This window comes from Ottowia sp., assembly GCF_035444425.1.
Classification (GTDB): Bacteria; Pseudomonadota; Gammaproteobacteria; order Burkholderiales; family Burkholderiaceae_C; genus Ottowia.
Genome location: NZ_DAOMOQ010000010.1, coordinates 51,701 through 66,781, shown reverse-complemented (window position 1 = coordinate 66,781; position 15,081 = coordinate 51,701). Strand labels below are relative to the sequence as shown.

The window sequence follows — 15,081 nt, the reverse complement described above, 5'->3', positions numbered from 1 at the left end:
GCAGCCTAACACCACGGCGGCCGGCCCACCATCCGGAATTCACCCCATAGGGCGCCGCCGGATGGCAGCGGGCGATGGCACCGCTGGTCACCGGCGCATCCGACCAGCATCAACCCGGCTGCACTGGCGTCAGCCGGCGCCGCGCAGCGCCGCCAGCCGCGGTAGATGGCGCCGCTGCCGCCGTCGAGCGTCAGCAGCTCGCCTTCCGGCAGCTCGACGCCGCCCAGGCGCACCTGGCGGCGCGGCAGGTCGATGGCCAGCTGCTCGCAGCCGACCAGGCACACCTTGCCGAGCTGGCGTGCCACCACGGCGGCGTGCGAGGTGCGGGCGCCGCGCACGGTCAGCAGGCCGGCGGCGATGTCGAGCGCCGCCAGGTCGCGCGTCTCGGCGTCCTGGCGCAGCAGCACGACCTGCGCACCGGCGGCCTGGCGCGCCCGCGCGCGTTCCTCGTCCAGCACGATCTCGCCGATCGCGACGCCGTGCGCCGCGCTTACCGCCTGCGCCAGCGGCGTCGCGTCGCCGTCCTCGGTCAGCACGCGCTGCAGCGCCAGCGCATCGGCGTCCAGCCCCTCGGTGCGCCGGCGCGCCTCGGCGGCGCTGATGATGCCCTCGTCGGCCAGGTCCAGCGCGATGCGCGCGCGCGCCTGCGCGGTGCGCTTGCCGGCCCGGGTCTGCAGCAGCCACAGCCGGCCGTTCTCGACCGTGAACTCGAAGTCCTGCATGTCGCCGAAGGCCTGCTCGAGCTGCCCGGTGGCGGCCAGCAGTTCCTGCCACACCGCCGGCGCGGCGGCCGCCAGCTGGTCGTGCCCCTGGGCGCTGCGCCGGCCCGAGACCACGTCCTCGCCCTGGGCGTTGAACAGGAAGTCGACCCAGGGCGCCGCCTCGCCGGTGGACGGATGGCGCGTGAAGCCGACGCCGGCGCCCGAGCTGCCGCCGGCATTGCCGAACACCATGCGCTGCACCGTCGCCGCCGTGCCCATCTCGTCCGAGAGCTGGTTCAGGCGCCGGTACTCGCGCGCCTTGGGCGCGTCCCAGCTGGCGAACACGGCGCGGATCGCCTGCTCCAGCTGCGCTGCCGGCGACTGCGGGAACGGTCGCCCGGCGACCCGCTGCACGCTGGCCAGGTGGGCGCGGGTCAGCGCGCGCAGCTCGGCGAAGTCGAGCTCACGCTCGTCGCGGCCGGCGGCCACCTGCGCCAGGTCGGCCTCGAACACCTCGGGGCCGACGCCCATCACCACCTCGCCGAAGCCCGCCACCAGGCGCCGGTAGGCGTCCCAGACCAGGCGCGGGTTGCCGGTCTGGCGCACCAGGCCGGCCACGGTGGCGTCGGCGAGGCCGATGTTGAGCAGCGTCTCCATCATGCCCGGCATCGACACCGGCGCGCCCGAGCGCACCGACAGCAGCAGCGGCCGGCGCGCATCGCCGAAGCGCGCGCCGCTGGCCTGCTCCAGCGCCGCCAGCGCCGCCTGCCAGGCGTCGGGCTGCAGCGCCGGCAGGCGCGCGCACCAGCCGGTGTCGAGCACGAAGGCCGGCGGCACCGGCAGCCCCAGCGCCGCCATGCGCGCCAGGTTGTGGGCCTTGAAGCCGATCGCATCCGGCGCCGGCACCTCGGGCTGCTGCACGCGCGGGCCGCAGCCGATCAGGGCGACCGCGCGGTCGGCGGCGGGAAGAAAGCTCTTGTCGCGGGCGTTCATGTACTCGCCACTCCCATGCGTTGCATCGTGCGTTCGCGCAGGCCCCAGCCGAGCGCCAGCAGGGCGTCGCTGGCGTCCTCGATGGCGGCGGCCAGCTCGTTGCCCAGCGTCAGCGCCACGGCGTCGCCCTGCTCGCGCGCCTGGTGCGCCAGTTCGCGCCGCGCGCGGCGCAGCAGCTCGTCGCACAGGCGTTCGGCCTGCTGCACGCGCCAGGCCGACGACAGGTATTCGGCCTGGTCCTCGCCCTGGCTGGCCTCGCCCAGCGTACGCGCCACCGCTAGCGCCTTGACGTGGTCCTGCACCGCGTTCAGCACTGCGTCGGCCAGCTCGTTCATCACCTGCCGCACCGCCGGGTTCCAGCCGGTGGTGTTGCCGGCGGCCTCGAAATGCCCGGCCAGCACGCTGAGCACGAAGCAGGCTTCCTCCAGCGCGTCGGCGACGTCGTCGCCGCGCCCCATCAGCAGCATCAGCGGGCGCCATTGCGGCTGGTGGTCCGCCAGCTCGCGCGCATGCACCACCAGCTGGTCGGCGTGCCGCTCCCAGGCCTTGGCGCGCGCGGCCAGGCGCTCGGCCGCGGGCGCGTCGTGCTCCATGCCGTGCGCCAGCGCGTCGCGCAGGCCTTGCGCCAGCGCGTGGCAGTAGGCGGCGTGCTCCTGCAGCAATTCGTCGTCGCCGCGGCGGCCGCGCAGGCGGCGCGCCAGCTGCGCCTGGGCCTGGTCCAGCAGCAGCGCCGAGGCCTGCGGGTGCCGCGCCGCGCTGGTCATCACGTCGACCAGGTAGTCGCGCGCCTCGGCCTCGCCCAGCACCTCGTCGAGCCGGTCGCCGAGCCGGAACTGGCTCGCGCCCTGCGCCGCCATGGCGTCCCAGATCAGGCGCTCGGCGCCGGCGTTCAGCCACGCCATGTGGCCGGCGCGGGCGCGCGCTGTGGCCTCCAGCACCGCCACCGCGCCGTCGCGGCTGACGAAGTGCACGAGCCGCTTGCGCGCGCGGTTCCAGTCGATCAGGAACACGATGCGCTCGCCGATGCCCTCCAGCTGGCGCGCCAGCGCGGCCTCGTCCTCGGCCTCGAAGCGCGCGGTGCCGACGTGGTAGGCGTCGCCCTGGTTCAGGCCCTGGGTGGTGCGCTGCTCGGCGTCGCCCCAGTGCGCGCCGACCTCGGCCAGCAGGCGCTGGAAGAAGGCGAAGCGGCGCCGGTGCAGGTCGGAATAGGTCAGCGTGATGACGCGCGGCGCGCTCGCGGTATCCACCTGGATCACCAGCACGTGGGCGTCGTTGGTGCCGATGTCGTTCTGGATCAGCAGCTTGCCGCCGTCGCGCGTGGCCGCGGTGTCGAGGCCGGGATGGTCGAACTTGAGCGGCGCGGTGCGGTTCAGGCCGCGCATGAAGGCCTCGACGCGCGGCCGGTCGCTGCCGTCTTCGGCCAGTTGCCAGCAGTGGGCGCCGTCGATGCGGTCGGTCGACAGCTCGGCCGCCAGGCGGTTGAGCGCCTTGTGCAGGTCCATCACCGTGATGTGCAGGCTGTCGCCGCGCTCGCGCTGGCCGTGCGTCAGCGACTCGATCTGCGCCGCCGTGAGCACCGGCCCGGCCAGCGCCTGCAGGCTGCCCTGCCACCGGGCCACGCGCGCAGCCAGCGCGGCATTGGCGCCGGCGCCCTCGATCAAGGGGCGCGCCATCACGCCGAGGTCGTCGTGCAGGCGCAGGCCCAGGCGCGGCAGGTCGGGCACGCGCAATGCGTCCGCGCCCTCGCGCACGGCGGTGGCCGGCAGGTCGTGCAGCCAGTCGGCCTCGGCGCGGGCGCTGATGTCGGCGGCGGCGATCTCGCGCGACAGATCCAGCGCCGCCTCGCGCGGATGGTGCGCGTGCGCGCTGGCCGCCTGCAGCACGCTCAGGTAGAGCTTCAGGCGGTCATTCGCCTTGAGCGCGGCGCGCACCTGGGCCGGGCGCAGCAGCGAGGACAGTGCCGGCGCCTCGGCGCCGAGCGAAGCCACGGCATCGCTTTTTTCCATGGAACAACAACCGGAAATCGAAACGATGCAGTCTGCGTCGTCTTGGTGACCGACTGATGACGAAAAAATGACGGCACGAAGCGCCTCCGCCCGCTTCGGCGACCGCCATCGGGTCGTCAGCCGGCGCGCTGGATCGACTGCCCTGGCCCGCGCAGCAACCGCAACCCGTTGGCCACCACGATCAGGCTGGCACCCATGTCGGCGAACACCGCCATCCACATGGTGGCGACGCCCGCCAGCGCCAGCACCAGGAACACCGCCTTGATGCCCAGCGCCAGCACGATGTTCTGCCACAGCACGGCGTGGGTGCGGCGCGACAGGCGGATCAGCGTCGGCAGGCGGCGCAGGTCGTCGTTCATCACCACCACGTCGGCCGCTTCCATGGCGATGTCGGTGCCGGCCGAGCCCATGGCGATGCCGATGTCGGCCGCCGCCAGCGCCGGCGCGTCGTTGATGCCGTCACCCACCATCGCGGTCGTGCCCAGACGCGCGCGCAGTTCGGCGATGCGCACCAGCTTGTCATCCGGCAGCAACTCGCCATGCGCCTCGTCGACGCCTGCGGCCACCGCCACGGCCTGCGCCGCCACCGGGTGATCGCCTGACAGCATCACGGTCTGCACCCTCAGCGCGTGCAGGGCGCGCACCGCCTCGGGTGCGTGATCCTTCACCGGATCGGCGACGGCGAACAGCGCCAGCACCGCCGTGTCGGATGCCAGCAGCGAGACGCTGCGGCCCTGCGCCTGGTGCGCCGCCAGCCGCTCGGTCAGCGCCGCGCCGCCCAGGCCCAGCGCCTCGATCGTGCGCGCGCTCGCGAGCTGCACCCGCCGGCCATCGACCATGCCCTCGACACCGTGGCCGGGCCGATCGACGAAATGCGTCACCACGGCCGCCCGCACGCCCTGCGCCGCCAACCCCTGCGCAATCGCCTGCGACACCGGGTGGTCGCTGTGGGAAGCCAGGGCCGCTGCCGCCGCCAGCACGGACGCGGGCGGCTCCCCATCCGCCAGCAGCGCATGCGCCACCAGCACCGGCCGGCCCAGCGTCAGCGTGCCGGTCTTGTCCAGCGCCACCGCCTTCAGGCGACGCGCCTGTTCCAGGTACACGCCGCCCTTGACCAGCACGCCACGCCGCGCCGCGTTGGCCAAGCCGCTGACGATGGTCACCGGCGTGGCGATCACCAGCGCACAAGGGCAGGCGATCACCAGCAGCACCAGCGACTTGTAGATTGCATCCAGCCAGGACCAGCCGGCCAGCCACGGCCCCAGTGTGGCCACGGCCAGCGCCAGCGCAAACACCGCCGGCGTGTAGACGGCGGCAAAGCGGTCGATGAAGGCCTGCGTCGGCGCACGCTCGCCCTGCGCCTGCTCGACCGCATGGATGATGCGTGCCAGCTGCGTGTCACGCGCACCCGCCGTTACGCGCACTTCCAGCACGCCGGTCTGGTTCAGCGTGCCAGCGTACACGGTGTCGCCCTCGGCCTTGTCCACCGGCAGGCTCTCGCCGGTGACCGGCGCCTGGTCGATCGCGCTGCGCCCGGCAGTGACCACGCCGTCCAACGCCAGCCGCGTGCCGGGCTTGACGCGGATGACGGCGTGCAGCGGCACCTCGGCAGCCTTCACCTGCTGCCAGTGGCCATCGGCACTGCGCAGCTCCACCGTATCGGGCGCCATCTGCAGCAGGCCGCCGATGGCGCCGCGCGCGCGATCCACGGCGCGTTCCTCAAGCCATTCGGCCAGCGCGTACAGCGCCATCACCATCGCAGCCTCGGGCCATTCACCGATCAGGAAGGCACCGGTCACCGCCACCGCCATCAATGCGCTGATGTTCAGGCGCCCGCGCCGCAGCGCATGAACGCCCTTGAGGTAGGTCGACAGCCCCGACAGCACGACCGCCACCAAGGCCAGCGCCATGCCTGCCACGCCCCATGACGCCGGCGCGAACACCGCCAGCAGCTCGGCCGCCAGCGCCAGCACCAGTGCGGTGACGGTGCGCACCAGGCCCGGCGCCAGCGTCAACATGCGCCAACCGCCGACATCTTCCGCCACCCCCAGTACTGCCGGCCCTGCGGTGACACCGCATGCAGAACCGCAGCCGCCGTGCGGGAAGTCAGTGGCAGGCGCCGGCGCGGGCGCCGCACCCGCGGGCGCAAAACCCGCCGCCCGCAGCGCCGCCTCGATGCCCGGCAGCGTGCCGGGCAGTGCATCCACCGCCAGCTCACGCGCGCCGAGGCGGAACGCCAGCCTCTGCACGCCGGCCACGTTGCGCAGGGCGTGGCGGATCTCGCTTTCCTCCGCCGCGCAGTCCATGTTGGGGATGCGCCAGGTGGCGCTGTCGAATGTCCTCGCAGTGTCCATGGTCCTATTGGAAACCCTGAAGCAACTCCAATGTCAACCGGCTAGCATGCAGCCATGAAGATCAGCGAACTCGCCCAGGCCACCGGCACGCCGCCGGACACCATCCGCTACTACGAGCGTGAGGGCCTGCTGCCCGCACCGGCGCGCGGCGACAACAACTACCGCGTCTATGGGCCGGAGCATGCCGAGCGCCTGGCCTTCATCCGCCAGGGCCGCGGGCTCGACATGTCGCTGGACGAGATCCGCACCCTGCTGGCCTGGCGCGACCGGCCCGAGGCCGACTGCGGTGCCGTCAACGACCTGCTGGACGAGCACATCGGCCACATCGCCACCCGCATCCGCGAGCTGCGCGCGCTGGAAAGGCAGTTGAAGGACCTGCGGGCCCAGTGCCGGCAGGCCAGCAACACCGCGCATTGCGGCATCCTGGCCGGCATGGTGGAGCAGGCAACGCAGCCAGCTCCGGTGCGCAGCAGCCACGTCCAGGGCACCCATGGGCGACCCGCTTGAAACCGGCTTCTGAGGCCCGAAAAAAAACCGCGCCGCTGATCTAACATCGCGCATCTCAAACCGGAGGAGCGCGGGCATGGCCTTGTTCGATTGGCAGGAACGACCTGTGGCGGTGCTGCAGGATGGCGGCGTGATCGGCCCCGACGAGCGGCTGCCCTGGCCCGAGACGGCGGCCATGGGCGTGCAGCACGTCATCGCCATGTTCGGCGCCACCGTGCTGGCGCCGATCCTGATGGGCTTCGACCCCAACCTGGCGATCTTCATGAGCGGCGTCGGCACGCTGCTGTTCTACTTCGTCACCGGCGGCAGGATCCCCAGCTACCTGGGCTCGTCGTTCGCCTTCATCGGCGTGGTGATCGCCGCCACCGGCTACGCCGGGCAGGGTCTCAACCCCAACATCGGCGTGGCGCTGGGCGGCATCATCGCCTGCGGTCTGCTGTACGCGCTGATCGGCGCGCTGGTGCAGTCGCTCGGCACCGGCTGGATCGAGCGCCTGATGCCGCCCGTGGTGACCGGCGCGGTGGTGGCGGTGATCGGCCTCAACCTGGCGCACATCCCGGTCAAGAACATGGCGGCCGGCAACTTCGACAGCTGGATGCAGCTGGTGACCTTCCTGTGCGTGGCGCTGGTCGCGGTGTTCACGCGCGGCATGGTGCAGCGCCTCTTGATCCTGGTCGGCCTGGCGCTGGCGACGCTGATCTACCTGCTGCTGGCCAACGGCATGGGCCTGGGCAAGCCGATGGACTTCTCCGGCATCGCCGCTGCGCCCTGGATCGGCCTGCCCAAGTTCACCGCGCCGGTGTTCGAGGTCGGCGCCATCATGCTGATCGCGCCGGTGGCGCTGATCCTGGTGGCCGAGAACCTGGGCCACATCAAGGCCGTGGCGGCCATGACCGGGCGCAATCTCGACCCCTACATCGGCCGCGCCTTCGGTGCCGACGGCCTGGCCACCATGCTGTCGGGCGCCGGCGGCGGCACCGGCGTCACCACCTACGCCGAGAACATCGGCGTGATGGCGGCCACGCGCATCTATTCGACCGCGGTGTTCGTGGTGGCCGGCCTGATGGCGCTGGTACTGGGCTTCTCACCCAAGTTCGGCGCCCTGATCCAGGCCATTCCGCTGCCGGTGATGGGCGGCGTCAGCATCGTGGTGTTCGGCCTCATCACCATCGCCGGCGCCAAGATCTGGGTCGACAACAAGGTCGACTTCGGCAACCCGGCCAACCTGCTGACGGCCGCCATCACGCTGATCCTGGGCACCGGCGACTTCACCCTGCACTTCGGCAGCTTCGCTCTCGGTGGCATCGGCACCGCAACCTTTGGCGCGGTTCTCCTACACGCGCTGCTGCGGCGCCACACTTAGCATGGGCTCTCCGGAATGTTTTTCTGCATCAGGAGAGAACCCATGCCCCACCTCAACCCGCGCCGCGCCGCCGGCCTGACCCTGGTCGCCGCGGCGACCGCGCTCACCGCGTGCGGCGTGACCAAGAGCCCCGACGAGGCCAACCCGCGCACCGTGGCCACCGTGCGCGTGCAGTCCGCTGCCGGCGGCACGCCGCAGCCCAACCCGCAATCGCCGGTGCAGGGCACGTTCACGTTCTCGGAGCTGCGCGGCATCGTCAGCGTGACCGGCACCGTCACCGGCCTCAAGCCCAACGCGGCGCACGCCTTCCACGTGCATGAGAAGGGCGACTGCACCGCGCCCGACTTCAGCAGCGCGGGCGGGCACTTCAACCCGACCAAGCAGCCGCACGGCGCGCACGGCAGCGGCCTGCACCACCTGGGCGACATGCCGCAGCTCATGGCCGATGCCACCGGTACCGCCAAAGTGTCGTTCAACAGCCAGACGCTGACGCTGCGCGGGCCCAACACCATCATCGGCAAGGCGGTCATCGTGCACCGCGACCCGGACGACGTGAATCACCAGCCGGTGGGCAACGCCGGACCGCGCCTGGCCTGCGGCGTGATCGCACTGCAGCCAGGCGGCTGAAGCCGCGCTTACCACCCGTCCCCAGAGTAAGGGCGCCCTTCTCGGGCGCCTTTTGCTGCCAACGCGGGGCAGGACGCGTCAGCTGCGTTCGCTAAACTCAGGGTAAACCCTAGATTGTTCGGCTGCCCGTGCGTGCGCGCCGCGGCCTGCACAGGAGATCCGCATGAACGCCCCGCACCCCGCCACCGCCGCTGACCGCATCCAGCACGACGGCCTGCGCGCCAAGCTGATGAGCGCCGAGCAGGCCGCCGCCCTCATCCAGCCGGGCTGGAACGTCGGCATGAGTGGCTTCACCGGTGCCGGCTACCCCAAGGCGGTGCCGCTTGCGCTGGCGCAGCACATCGAGGCCGCACACGCGCGGGGCGAGCAGTTCCGCATCGGCCTGTGGACGGGCGCCTCCACCGCGCCCCAACTGGACGGCGCGCTGGCCAAGGTCGACGGCATCGACATGCGCCTGCCCTACCAGAGCGACCCCACGGTGCGCGCGCAGATCAACAGCGGCCACATGCAGTACGTCGACATCCATCTCTCGCACGTGGCGCAGTTCGTGTGGTTCGGCTTCCTCGGCCACCTGAACGTGGCCGTGATCGAGGTGGCCGGCATCCTGCCCGACGGCCGCCTGGTGCCCAGCACCTCGGTCGGCAACAACAAGACCTGGATCGACCAGGCCGACCACGTAATCCTGGAAGTGAACCACTGGCAGAACGCCGCGCTGGAGGGCATGCACGACATCTACTACGGCACCGCGCTGCCGCCGCACCGCCAGCCCATCATGATGACCGAGCCCGGCCAGCACATCGGCGAGCCCTACCTGCGCTGCGACCCGGCCAAGGTCATCGCCGTGGTCGAGACCAACGCCCCAGACCGCAACAGCAAGTTCGCCCAGCCCGACGCCAACTCGCAGGCCATTGCCACGCACATCATCGACTTCCTGCAGCATGAGGTGAAGAAAGGCCGTCTGCCCAAGGAACTGCTGCCGCTGCAATCCGGCGTGGGCAACATCGCCAACGCCGTGCTGGCGGGGCTGAACACCGGCCCGTTCGACCACCTCACCGCCTACACCGAGGTGCTGCAGGACGGCATGCTCGACATGCTGAAAAGCGGCAAGCTGGCCACCGCCTCGTGCACCGCGCTGTCGCTCAGCCCCGACGCGGCGGCCTACTTCAACGAGCACATCGACGAGTTCAAGGGCCGCATCGTCATCCGCCCGCAGGAGATCAGCAACCACCCCGAGCTGATCCGCCGAATGGGCCTGATCGCCATGAACGCCATGATCGAGGCCGACATCTACGGCAACGTCAACTCCACGCACCTGATGGGCAGCGCCATCATGAACGGCATTGGCGGCTCGGGCGACTTTGCGCGCAACGCCTACCTGTCGATCTTCATGAGCCCCTCCACCGCCAAGGACGGCAAGATCAGCTGCATCGTGCCCATGGCCTCGCACACCGACCACACCGAGCACGACGTGCAGGTCATCGTGACCGAGCAAGGCCTGGCCGACCTGCGCGGTCTGGCCCCGCAGCAACGCGCCCGCAAAGTCATCGACACCTGCGCCCACCCCGACTTCCGCGAGGCGCTGCACGACTACGTGGAACGCGCCAGGGCGACGGCCAACGGCCAGCACACCCCGCACCTGCTGACCGAGGCGCTGGGCTGGCATGAGCGGTATCTGCGCACGGGCAGCATGAAGGGGTGATGCTGCGGGATTGATAGCTGCTGGCGCTTGGTGGGCAAGCGCTACGGCTTTTTTTGCTTGAAGTCTTGTGGGCTGGATTAGCGCAACGCAACCCGGCAAGTCGTAGGCTGGAGCCGCGCAGCGATTCCAGCGTTTCACATGGTCGCCAGCGCCTCATGCAGCGGAATCCCTGCGGGGTATTGCCCTGCGAGGGCTGCATTTTCTGCCTAACGCCAGAATTAAGCCGTGCCGCGAAGCGGCATCGGCTTGAATGAATTGTTAGGGCAAAAGCAAGCCATCTACCACCTGCACCCAGAACTGCCACAGGGCCGACGCCGAATCTGGGGCAAGCGACAGTGCCATGCAGAGGCTTATGAGCATTCCGACAAACTGGTTAGACCAATCAATCCGGCCTGCGCCGGCCTTGGCTTGGGTGGATAACCTCTCGAACTGCGGATCAAACTGCGCGGCCACATCTTGGTAGTTCGGCAAGAAACTTTTTACATGATCCTGGAACGTCGCCAACGACTTAGCGATATGTTCCGCTTCTCGATGAGTAAAAGGTGAGTTGTCAGTTGAGTCGCCACGTCGCTCAGGCGGCAGGTACGCAGAATACTGTTGCCAAGGGTCCTCCTGCTCCAGCTCTTCCTTTACAAACGAAGCCCAGTAATTGAAGAGACCAATAGCCTCCTGCCAGGATTGGTTGACCTCGCCGACCGGAGCGCCACCATCGGGTCCAGGCTTGAAGTGGATGCTGTAGGTTCCGTCGTAGCCAGGGTTAAAAAGAAAATGACACAACCCCGCCTCAAGGGTGTCCGCTTCATCACTAGTCCACTTTTTCCCGTCAGATGTCCATCTTGTTACGGCCGGATCGATGCCGCGCTTAACAAGGATGTCGTGCAGCTCTTTTCTTTGCTTGTTTAGGAGTGCGCGTGACTTCATCTTTGCCCTAACTTGATTTATTTGGCAGACCCGCGCGATAACAGATAACACGACACGGGGTCATGACACGATAGACCATTGCAACCCGTTGTTCTGGCTCGGAATCTTGGGTTCAACTGCTTCCATTGACAGGTTAACGCGCGCGCACGGTCAGCTCATTTTTCCGCCCGCTTCAACCGCTCACTCTTCCAATACACATCGTCCCCTACGCTGCCATCGGGCCGGTGCCGGTTCAGCACCCGCGACAGCACCGTAGGCTGGGTTAGCGCAGCGTAACCCAGCAATTGCCTTCAGAAACCGCTGGGTTTCGTTCCTCAACCCAGCCTACGAAACTGCTTCTATCAACAGGTTAACGCGCGCGCACTGTCAGCTTATTCTCCCGCCCGCTTCAACCGCTCACTCTTCCAATACACATCGTCCCCTACGCTGCCGTCGGGCCGGTGCCGGTTCAGCACCCGCGACAGCACGAACATCAGGTCGGACAGGCGGTTGAGGTAGCGGCGCGGCGCATCGCGCACGGTCTCGTGCTCGCCCAGCGCCACCACGGCGCGCTCGGCGCGGCGGGCGACGGTGCGGCAGATGTGGGCTTGCGCGGCGGCGCGGGTGCCGGCCGGCAGGATGAATTCCTGCAGGCGCGGCAGGTTGGCGTTGTAGCGCTCCAGCGCGGCGTCGAGCTGGGCCAGCGCGTCGTCCTGCAGCAGCTCGAAGCCGGGGATGGACAGCTCGCCACCCAGATTGAACAGCTGGTGCTGGATGTCGATGAGCAGCTCGCGCACGTCGGCCGGCATGTCCTCGCACAGCAGCAGGCCGATGTGCGAGTTCAGCTCGTCCACGTCGCCCATGGCCATGGGCCGCGCGCTGGCCTTGGAGACGCGCGTGTTGTCGCCCAGGCCGGTGGTGCCGTCGTCGCCGGTGCGGGTGGCGATCTGCGTCAGGCGCTTGCCCATCGTGTTAACTCACTTCTTGATAGCTGACTGCGCTGCGCCAACGGCGGCGCGCAGGCCAAGCAGGTAGGAATCGACACCGAAGCCGCAGACCTGCCCGCGCGCGATGTCGGCGATGTACGAGCGGTGGCGGAACGGCTCGCGCGCATGGATGTTGCTCATGTGGACTTCGACGATCGGGCATTTCAGGATCGCCAGCGCATCGCGGATCGCCACGCTGGTGTGCGTCCAGGCGCCGGCGTTAATGACCACGCCGGCCGCCGCCTCGCGGTGCGCCTGGTGGATGCGCTCGCACATCGCGCCTTCGTGGTTGGTCTGGAAGCATTCCAGTTCCACACCCAGTTCGCCGGCCAGCGCCTGCAGGGCCGCGTCGATGTCCGCCAGCGTCGCCGTGCCGTACTGGCCCGGGTCGCGCTGGCCGAACATGTTGAGATTGATGCCGTGCAGGACGAGGAGCTTCATGGCGGTCTATTGAATCACAGGCGAAAGCTCACACCAGCGGCACGGTCAAGCGCGCCAGCGCGGCGCCCGTGTCGGGACGCACGCCGCGCCACCATGCGAAGGCTTCTGCCGCCTGTTCGACCAGCATGCCGACGCCATCGGCGACGCGGGCGGCGCCGGCCGTCTGCGCCAGCTTCAGGAACGGCGTCAGGCCCTTGCCGTAGACCATGTCGTAGGCCAGCGCGCAGGTCGCGAACGCGCTGACGGGCACGGCGGGCGCCGCGCCGCTGAGGGACGCGGAGGTGGCGTTGATGACGACGTCGAACGCCGCACCCGACGCCAGTGCGTCGTAACCGCCGCCCTCGACCGCGCAGCCGGACAGGTGCGGCGCCAGTTCACGCGCCAGTTCAGCCGCTTTCGACGGCGTGCGGTTGGCGATGACGATGCGCGCCGCGCCGGCACGGGCGATCGGCAGCAGCGCACCGCGCGTGGCGCCGCCGGCGCCGAGCAGCAGCACGCGCCGGCCTTGCAGGGGCACACCCAGGTTCACCTCGATGTCGCGCACCAGGCCGATGCCGTCGAAATTCTGCGCCTCGATACGGCCGCGGTCGAAGCGCAGCGCGTTGGCGGCACCGGCCAGGCGTGCGTCCTCGCTGGCGTCGTCTGCAGCGGCCAGCGCCTGCAGCTTGAACGGCAGGGTCACGTTCAAGCCCTTGCCGCCGGCGGCGCGGAAGGCTGCCAGCGCGCGCGCGAAGCCGCCGTCCTCGGCGCCGCCGTCGATGGTCTCGTAAGTCATATCCTGCCCGGTCGCCTCGGCGAACAGGCCGTGGATCAGCGGCGACTTGCTGTGGGCGATGGGGTGGCCGATGACGGCGTAGCGGTCGGGCATGGCGCGGGCGGGCTGAAGCGGTGAGGTTGGCGCCCACTGTAGCGCAGGCCTGGCCGCGCACTGCAGCGGCGCGGCGATCGACATACACTGCCCGTTCAAGACACAACACGCCCCGGCTGGAGCCAAGACCATGAACGCCCCGACCCAACTCGCCCACCTCACGCCCGAGATCAAGCAGCGCCCGGCGCCTGCCGCGCTGATCGACGCCCTGAAAAACCGCTTCGACACGCAGTTCTCGGAAGCGATGGCGGTGCGCGAACAGCACGGCCGCGACGAATCGGCCTTCACCACCGTGCCGCCGCCGGCGGGCGTGGTGTTCGCCGAAAGCACGCAGGACGTGCAGGACGCGGTCAGGCTGTGCGCCGCGCACAAGACGCCGGTGATTCCCTACGGCGTCGGCTCCTCGCTGGAGGGCCACCTGCTGGCCGTGCAGGGCGGCATCAGCCTGGACGTGTCGCGCATGAACCAGGTGCTGAGCGTGAACGCCGAGGACCTGACCGTGACCGTGCAGCCGGGTGTGACGCGCAAGCAGCTCAATGACGAAATCAAGAGCACCGGCCTGTTCTTCCCGATCGACCCCGGCGCCGATGCCAGCCTGGGCGGCATGGCGGCCACGCGCGCCAGCGGCACCAACGCGGTGCGCTACGGCACCATGCGCGAGAACGTGCTGGCGCTGCAAGTGGTGACGGCACGCGGCGAGGCGATCCGCACCGGCACGCGCGCGCGCAAGTCGAGCGCCGGCTATGACCTAACGCGCCTGTTCGTCGGCAGCGAGGGCACGCTGGGCGTGATCACCGAGATCACCCTGCGCCTGTACCCGTTGCCGGAAGCGGTGTCGGCGGCGATCTGCAGCTTCCCGAGCATCGCCGACGCGGTGGACACGGTAATCCAGACCATCCAGATCGGCGTGCCGATCGCGCGTGTTGAGCTGATCGATGCCAACAGCGTGCGCGCGGTCAACGCGCACAGCAAGCTCAGCCTGCGCGAGGAGCCGATGCTGCTGATGGAGTTCCACGGCTCGCCGGCCAGCGTCAAGGAGCAGGCCGAAACCGTGCAGGAGATCGCGCGCGACCACCACGGCGCCGACTTCGAATGGGCCGACACGCCCGAGGAGCGCACGCGCCTGTGGACGGCCCGGCACAACGCCTACTTCGCCGCCGTGCAGAGCCGCCCGGGCTGCCGCTGCATCACCACCGACACCTGCGTGCCGATCTCGCGCCTGGCCGACGCGCTGCTCGACACCGTGCGCGAGGCCGACGAGAGTGGCATCCCCTACTTCCTGGTCGGCCACGTGGGTGACGGCAACTTCCACATGGGCTACCTGATCGACCCGGACGACCCCGACGAGCGCGCCCGCGCCGAGCAGCTGAATCACCAGGTGGTGGCGCGCGCGCTGGCGCTGGGCGGCACCTGCACCGGCGAGCACGGCGTCGGCCTGCACAAGATCGGCTTCCTGGTCGACGAGGCCGGCGCCGACGCGGTGGCGATGATGCGCACCATCAAGCAGGCACTGGATCCAGACGACATCATGAACCCGGGCAAGGTGTTCAGCGCGCAGGATTGATCCGCCGGCGGCCCGCTGGATCAGCGGCCGCTTCGTTGCTGGAACGCTGGCGCCGGGCGGCCTGAATCGCGG

The 15,081-nt window shown here is 69.8% G+C and carries 12 protein-coding genes and 1 pseudogene; 5 read left to right on the top strand and 8 right to left on the bottom strand.

Going from position 1 to position 15,081, the window contains the following annotated elements:
* Nucleotides 1-5 precede the first annotated feature (5 nt).
* The 3 genes from PK606_RS06180 to PK606_RS06170 form a co-directional block, all read right to left on the bottom strand.
* On the bottom strand, nt 6-1,694 hold the full coding sequence (locus PK606_RS06180; RefSeq protein WP_324561787.1) for a PEP/pyruvate-binding domain-containing protein: 1,689 nt from the start codon (nt 1,692-1,694) through the stop codon (nt 6-8).
* Complete coding sequence (locus tag PK606_RS06175; protein WP_324561785.1) at nt 1,691-3,700, bottom strand: phosphate transport regulator; 2,010 nt, start codon at nt 3,698-3,700, stop codon at nt 1,691-1,693. The genes PK606_RS06180 and PK606_RS06175 overlap by 4 nt, the downstream gene beginning before the upstream one ends.
* A 116-nt stretch (nt 3,701-3,816) precedes the next feature.
* Complete coding sequence (locus PK606_RS06170; protein WP_324561783.1) at nt 3,817-6,054, bottom strand: heavy metal translocating P-type ATPase; 2,238 nt, start codon at nt 6,052-6,054, stop codon at nt 3,817-3,819.
* A gap of 54 nt (nt 6,055-6,108) precedes the next feature.
* On the opposite strand from PK606_RS06170, the gene cadR reads away from it, so the two are divergent.
* From cadR to scpC, 4 genes are all read left to right on the top strand, one after another.
* Nucleotides 6,109-6,561 carry a Cd(II)/Pb(II)-responsive transcriptional regulator gene (gene cadR / locus PK606_RS06165; RefSeq protein ID WP_324561781.1) on the top strand — a complete coding sequence of 151 codons (453 nt, stop codon included), beginning with the start codon at nt 6,109-6,111 and terminating at the stop codon, nt 6,559-6,561.
* Nucleotides 6,562-6,637: 76 nt separating this feature from the next.
* Nucleotides 6,638-7,924, top strand: a complete 1,287-nt coding sequence (locus PK606_RS06160; RefSeq protein ID WP_324561779.1) for a solute carrier family 23 protein — start codon at nt 6,638-6,640, stop codon at nt 7,922-7,924.
* A 42-nt stretch (nt 7,925-7,966) separates the two neighbouring features.
* Nucleotides 7,967-8,551 carry a superoxide dismutase family protein gene (locus PK606_RS06155; RefSeq protein WP_324561777.1) on the top strand — a complete coding sequence of 195 codons (585 nt, stop codon included), beginning with the start codon at nt 7,967-7,969 and terminating at the stop codon, nt 8,549-8,551.
* A gap of 163 nt (nt 8,552-8,714) precedes the next feature.
* Nucleotides 8,715-10,250, top strand: coding sequence for a succinyl-CoA:acetate CoA-transferase ScpC (gene scpC, locus PK606_RS06150; RefSeq protein WP_324561775.1), 1,536 nt, complete (start codon nt 8,715-8,717; stop codon nt 10,248-10,250).
* A 258-nt stretch (nt 10,251-10,508) separates the two neighbouring features.
* On the opposite strand, the gene PK606_RS06145 is transcribed toward scpC, so the two are convergent.
* The 5 genes and pseudogenes from PK606_RS06145 to aroE all read right to left on the bottom strand — a co-directional run bounded on the left by PK606_RS06145 (nt 10,509) and on the right by aroE (nt 13,445).
* Complete coding sequence (locus PK606_RS06145; protein WP_324561773.1) at nt 10,509-11,171, bottom strand: hypothetical protein; 663 nt, start codon at nt 11,169-11,171, stop codon at nt 10,509-10,511.
* A 155-nt stretch (nt 11,172-11,326) separates the two neighbouring features.
* Nucleotides 11,327-11,422, bottom strand: a pseudogene (locus PK606_RS06140) (cob(I)yrinic acid a,c-diamide adenosyltransferase); the annotation flags it as partial.
* Nucleotides 11,423-11,542: 120 nt separating this feature from the next.
* Nucleotides 11,543-12,118, bottom strand: a complete 576-nt coding sequence (locus PK606_RS06135) for a cob(I)yrinic acid a,c-diamide adenosyltransferase (RefSeq protein WP_324561772.1) — start codon at nt 12,116-12,118, stop codon at nt 11,543-11,545.
* 9 nt (nt 12,119-12,127) lie between these two features.
* Entirely contained in the window at nt 12,128-12,577 is a 450-nt protein-coding gene (aroQ, locus tag PK606_RS06130) for a type II 3-dehydroquinate dehydratase (protein WP_324561770.1), read from the bottom strand.
* A gap of 28 nt (nt 12,578-12,605) precedes the next feature.
* On the bottom strand, nt 12,606-13,445 hold the full coding sequence (aroE, locus tag PK606_RS06125) for a shikimate dehydrogenase (protein ID WP_324561768.1): 840 nt from the start codon (nt 13,443-13,445) through the stop codon (nt 12,606-12,608).
* A 130-nt stretch (nt 13,446-13,575) separates the two neighbouring features.
* Here aroE and PK606_RS06120 point away from each other — a divergent pair, with 130 nt between their 5' ends.
* Nucleotides 13,576-15,009, top strand: a complete 1,434-nt coding sequence (locus tag PK606_RS06120; protein WP_324561766.1) for an FAD-binding oxidoreductase — start codon at nt 13,576-13,578, stop codon at nt 15,007-15,009.
* Nucleotides 15,010-15,081: the final 72 nt, after the last annotated feature.

Bases quoted from the DNA above. Each gene is read 5' to 3' on its own strand.
- cadR (WP_324561781.1), top strand. From the start codon at position 6,109: ATGAAGATCAGCGAACTCGCCCAGGCCACCGGCACGCCGCCGGACACC.
- aroQ (WP_324561770.1), bottom strand. From the start codon at position 12,577: ATGAAGCTCCTCGTCCTGCACGGCATCAATCTCAACATGTTCGGCCAG.
- aroE (WP_324561768.1), bottom strand. From the start codon at position 13,445: ATGCCCGACCGCTACGCCGTCATCGGCCACCCCATCGCCCACAGCAAG.
- scpC (WP_324561775.1), top strand. From the start codon at position 8,715: ATGAACGCCCCGCACCCCGCCACCGCCGCTGACCGCATCCAGCACGAC.
- PK606_RS06155 (WP_324561777.1), top strand. From the start codon at position 7,967: ATGCCCCACCTCAACCCGCGCCGCGCCGCCGGCCTGACCCTGGTCGCC.
- PK606_RS06160 (WP_324561779.1), top strand. From the start codon at position 6,638: ATGGCCTTGTTCGATTGGCAGGAACGACCTGTGGCGGTGCTGCAGGAT.
- PK606_RS06175 (WP_324561785.1), bottom strand. From the start codon at position 3,700: ATGGAAAAAAGCGATGCCGTGGCTTCGCTCGGCGCCGAGGCGCCGGCA.
- PK606_RS06120 (WP_324561766.1), top strand. From the start codon at position 13,576: ATGAACGCCCCGACCCAACTCGCCCACCTCACGCCCGAGATCAAGCAG.
- PK606_RS06170 (WP_324561783.1), bottom strand. From the start codon at position 6,054: ATGGACACTGCGAGGACATTCGACAGCGCCACCTGGCGCATCCCCAAC.
- PK606_RS06145 (WP_324561773.1), bottom strand. From the start codon at position 11,171: ATGAAGTCACGCGCACTCCTAAACAAGCAAAGAAAAGAGCTGCACGAC.
- PK606_RS06180 (WP_324561787.1), bottom strand. From the start codon at position 1,694: ATGAACGCCCGCGACAAGAGCTTTCTTCCCGCCGCCGACCGCGCGGTC.
- PK606_RS06135 (WP_324561772.1), bottom strand. From the start codon at position 12,118: ATGGGCAAGCGCCTGACGCAGATCGCCACCCGCACCGGCGACGACGGC.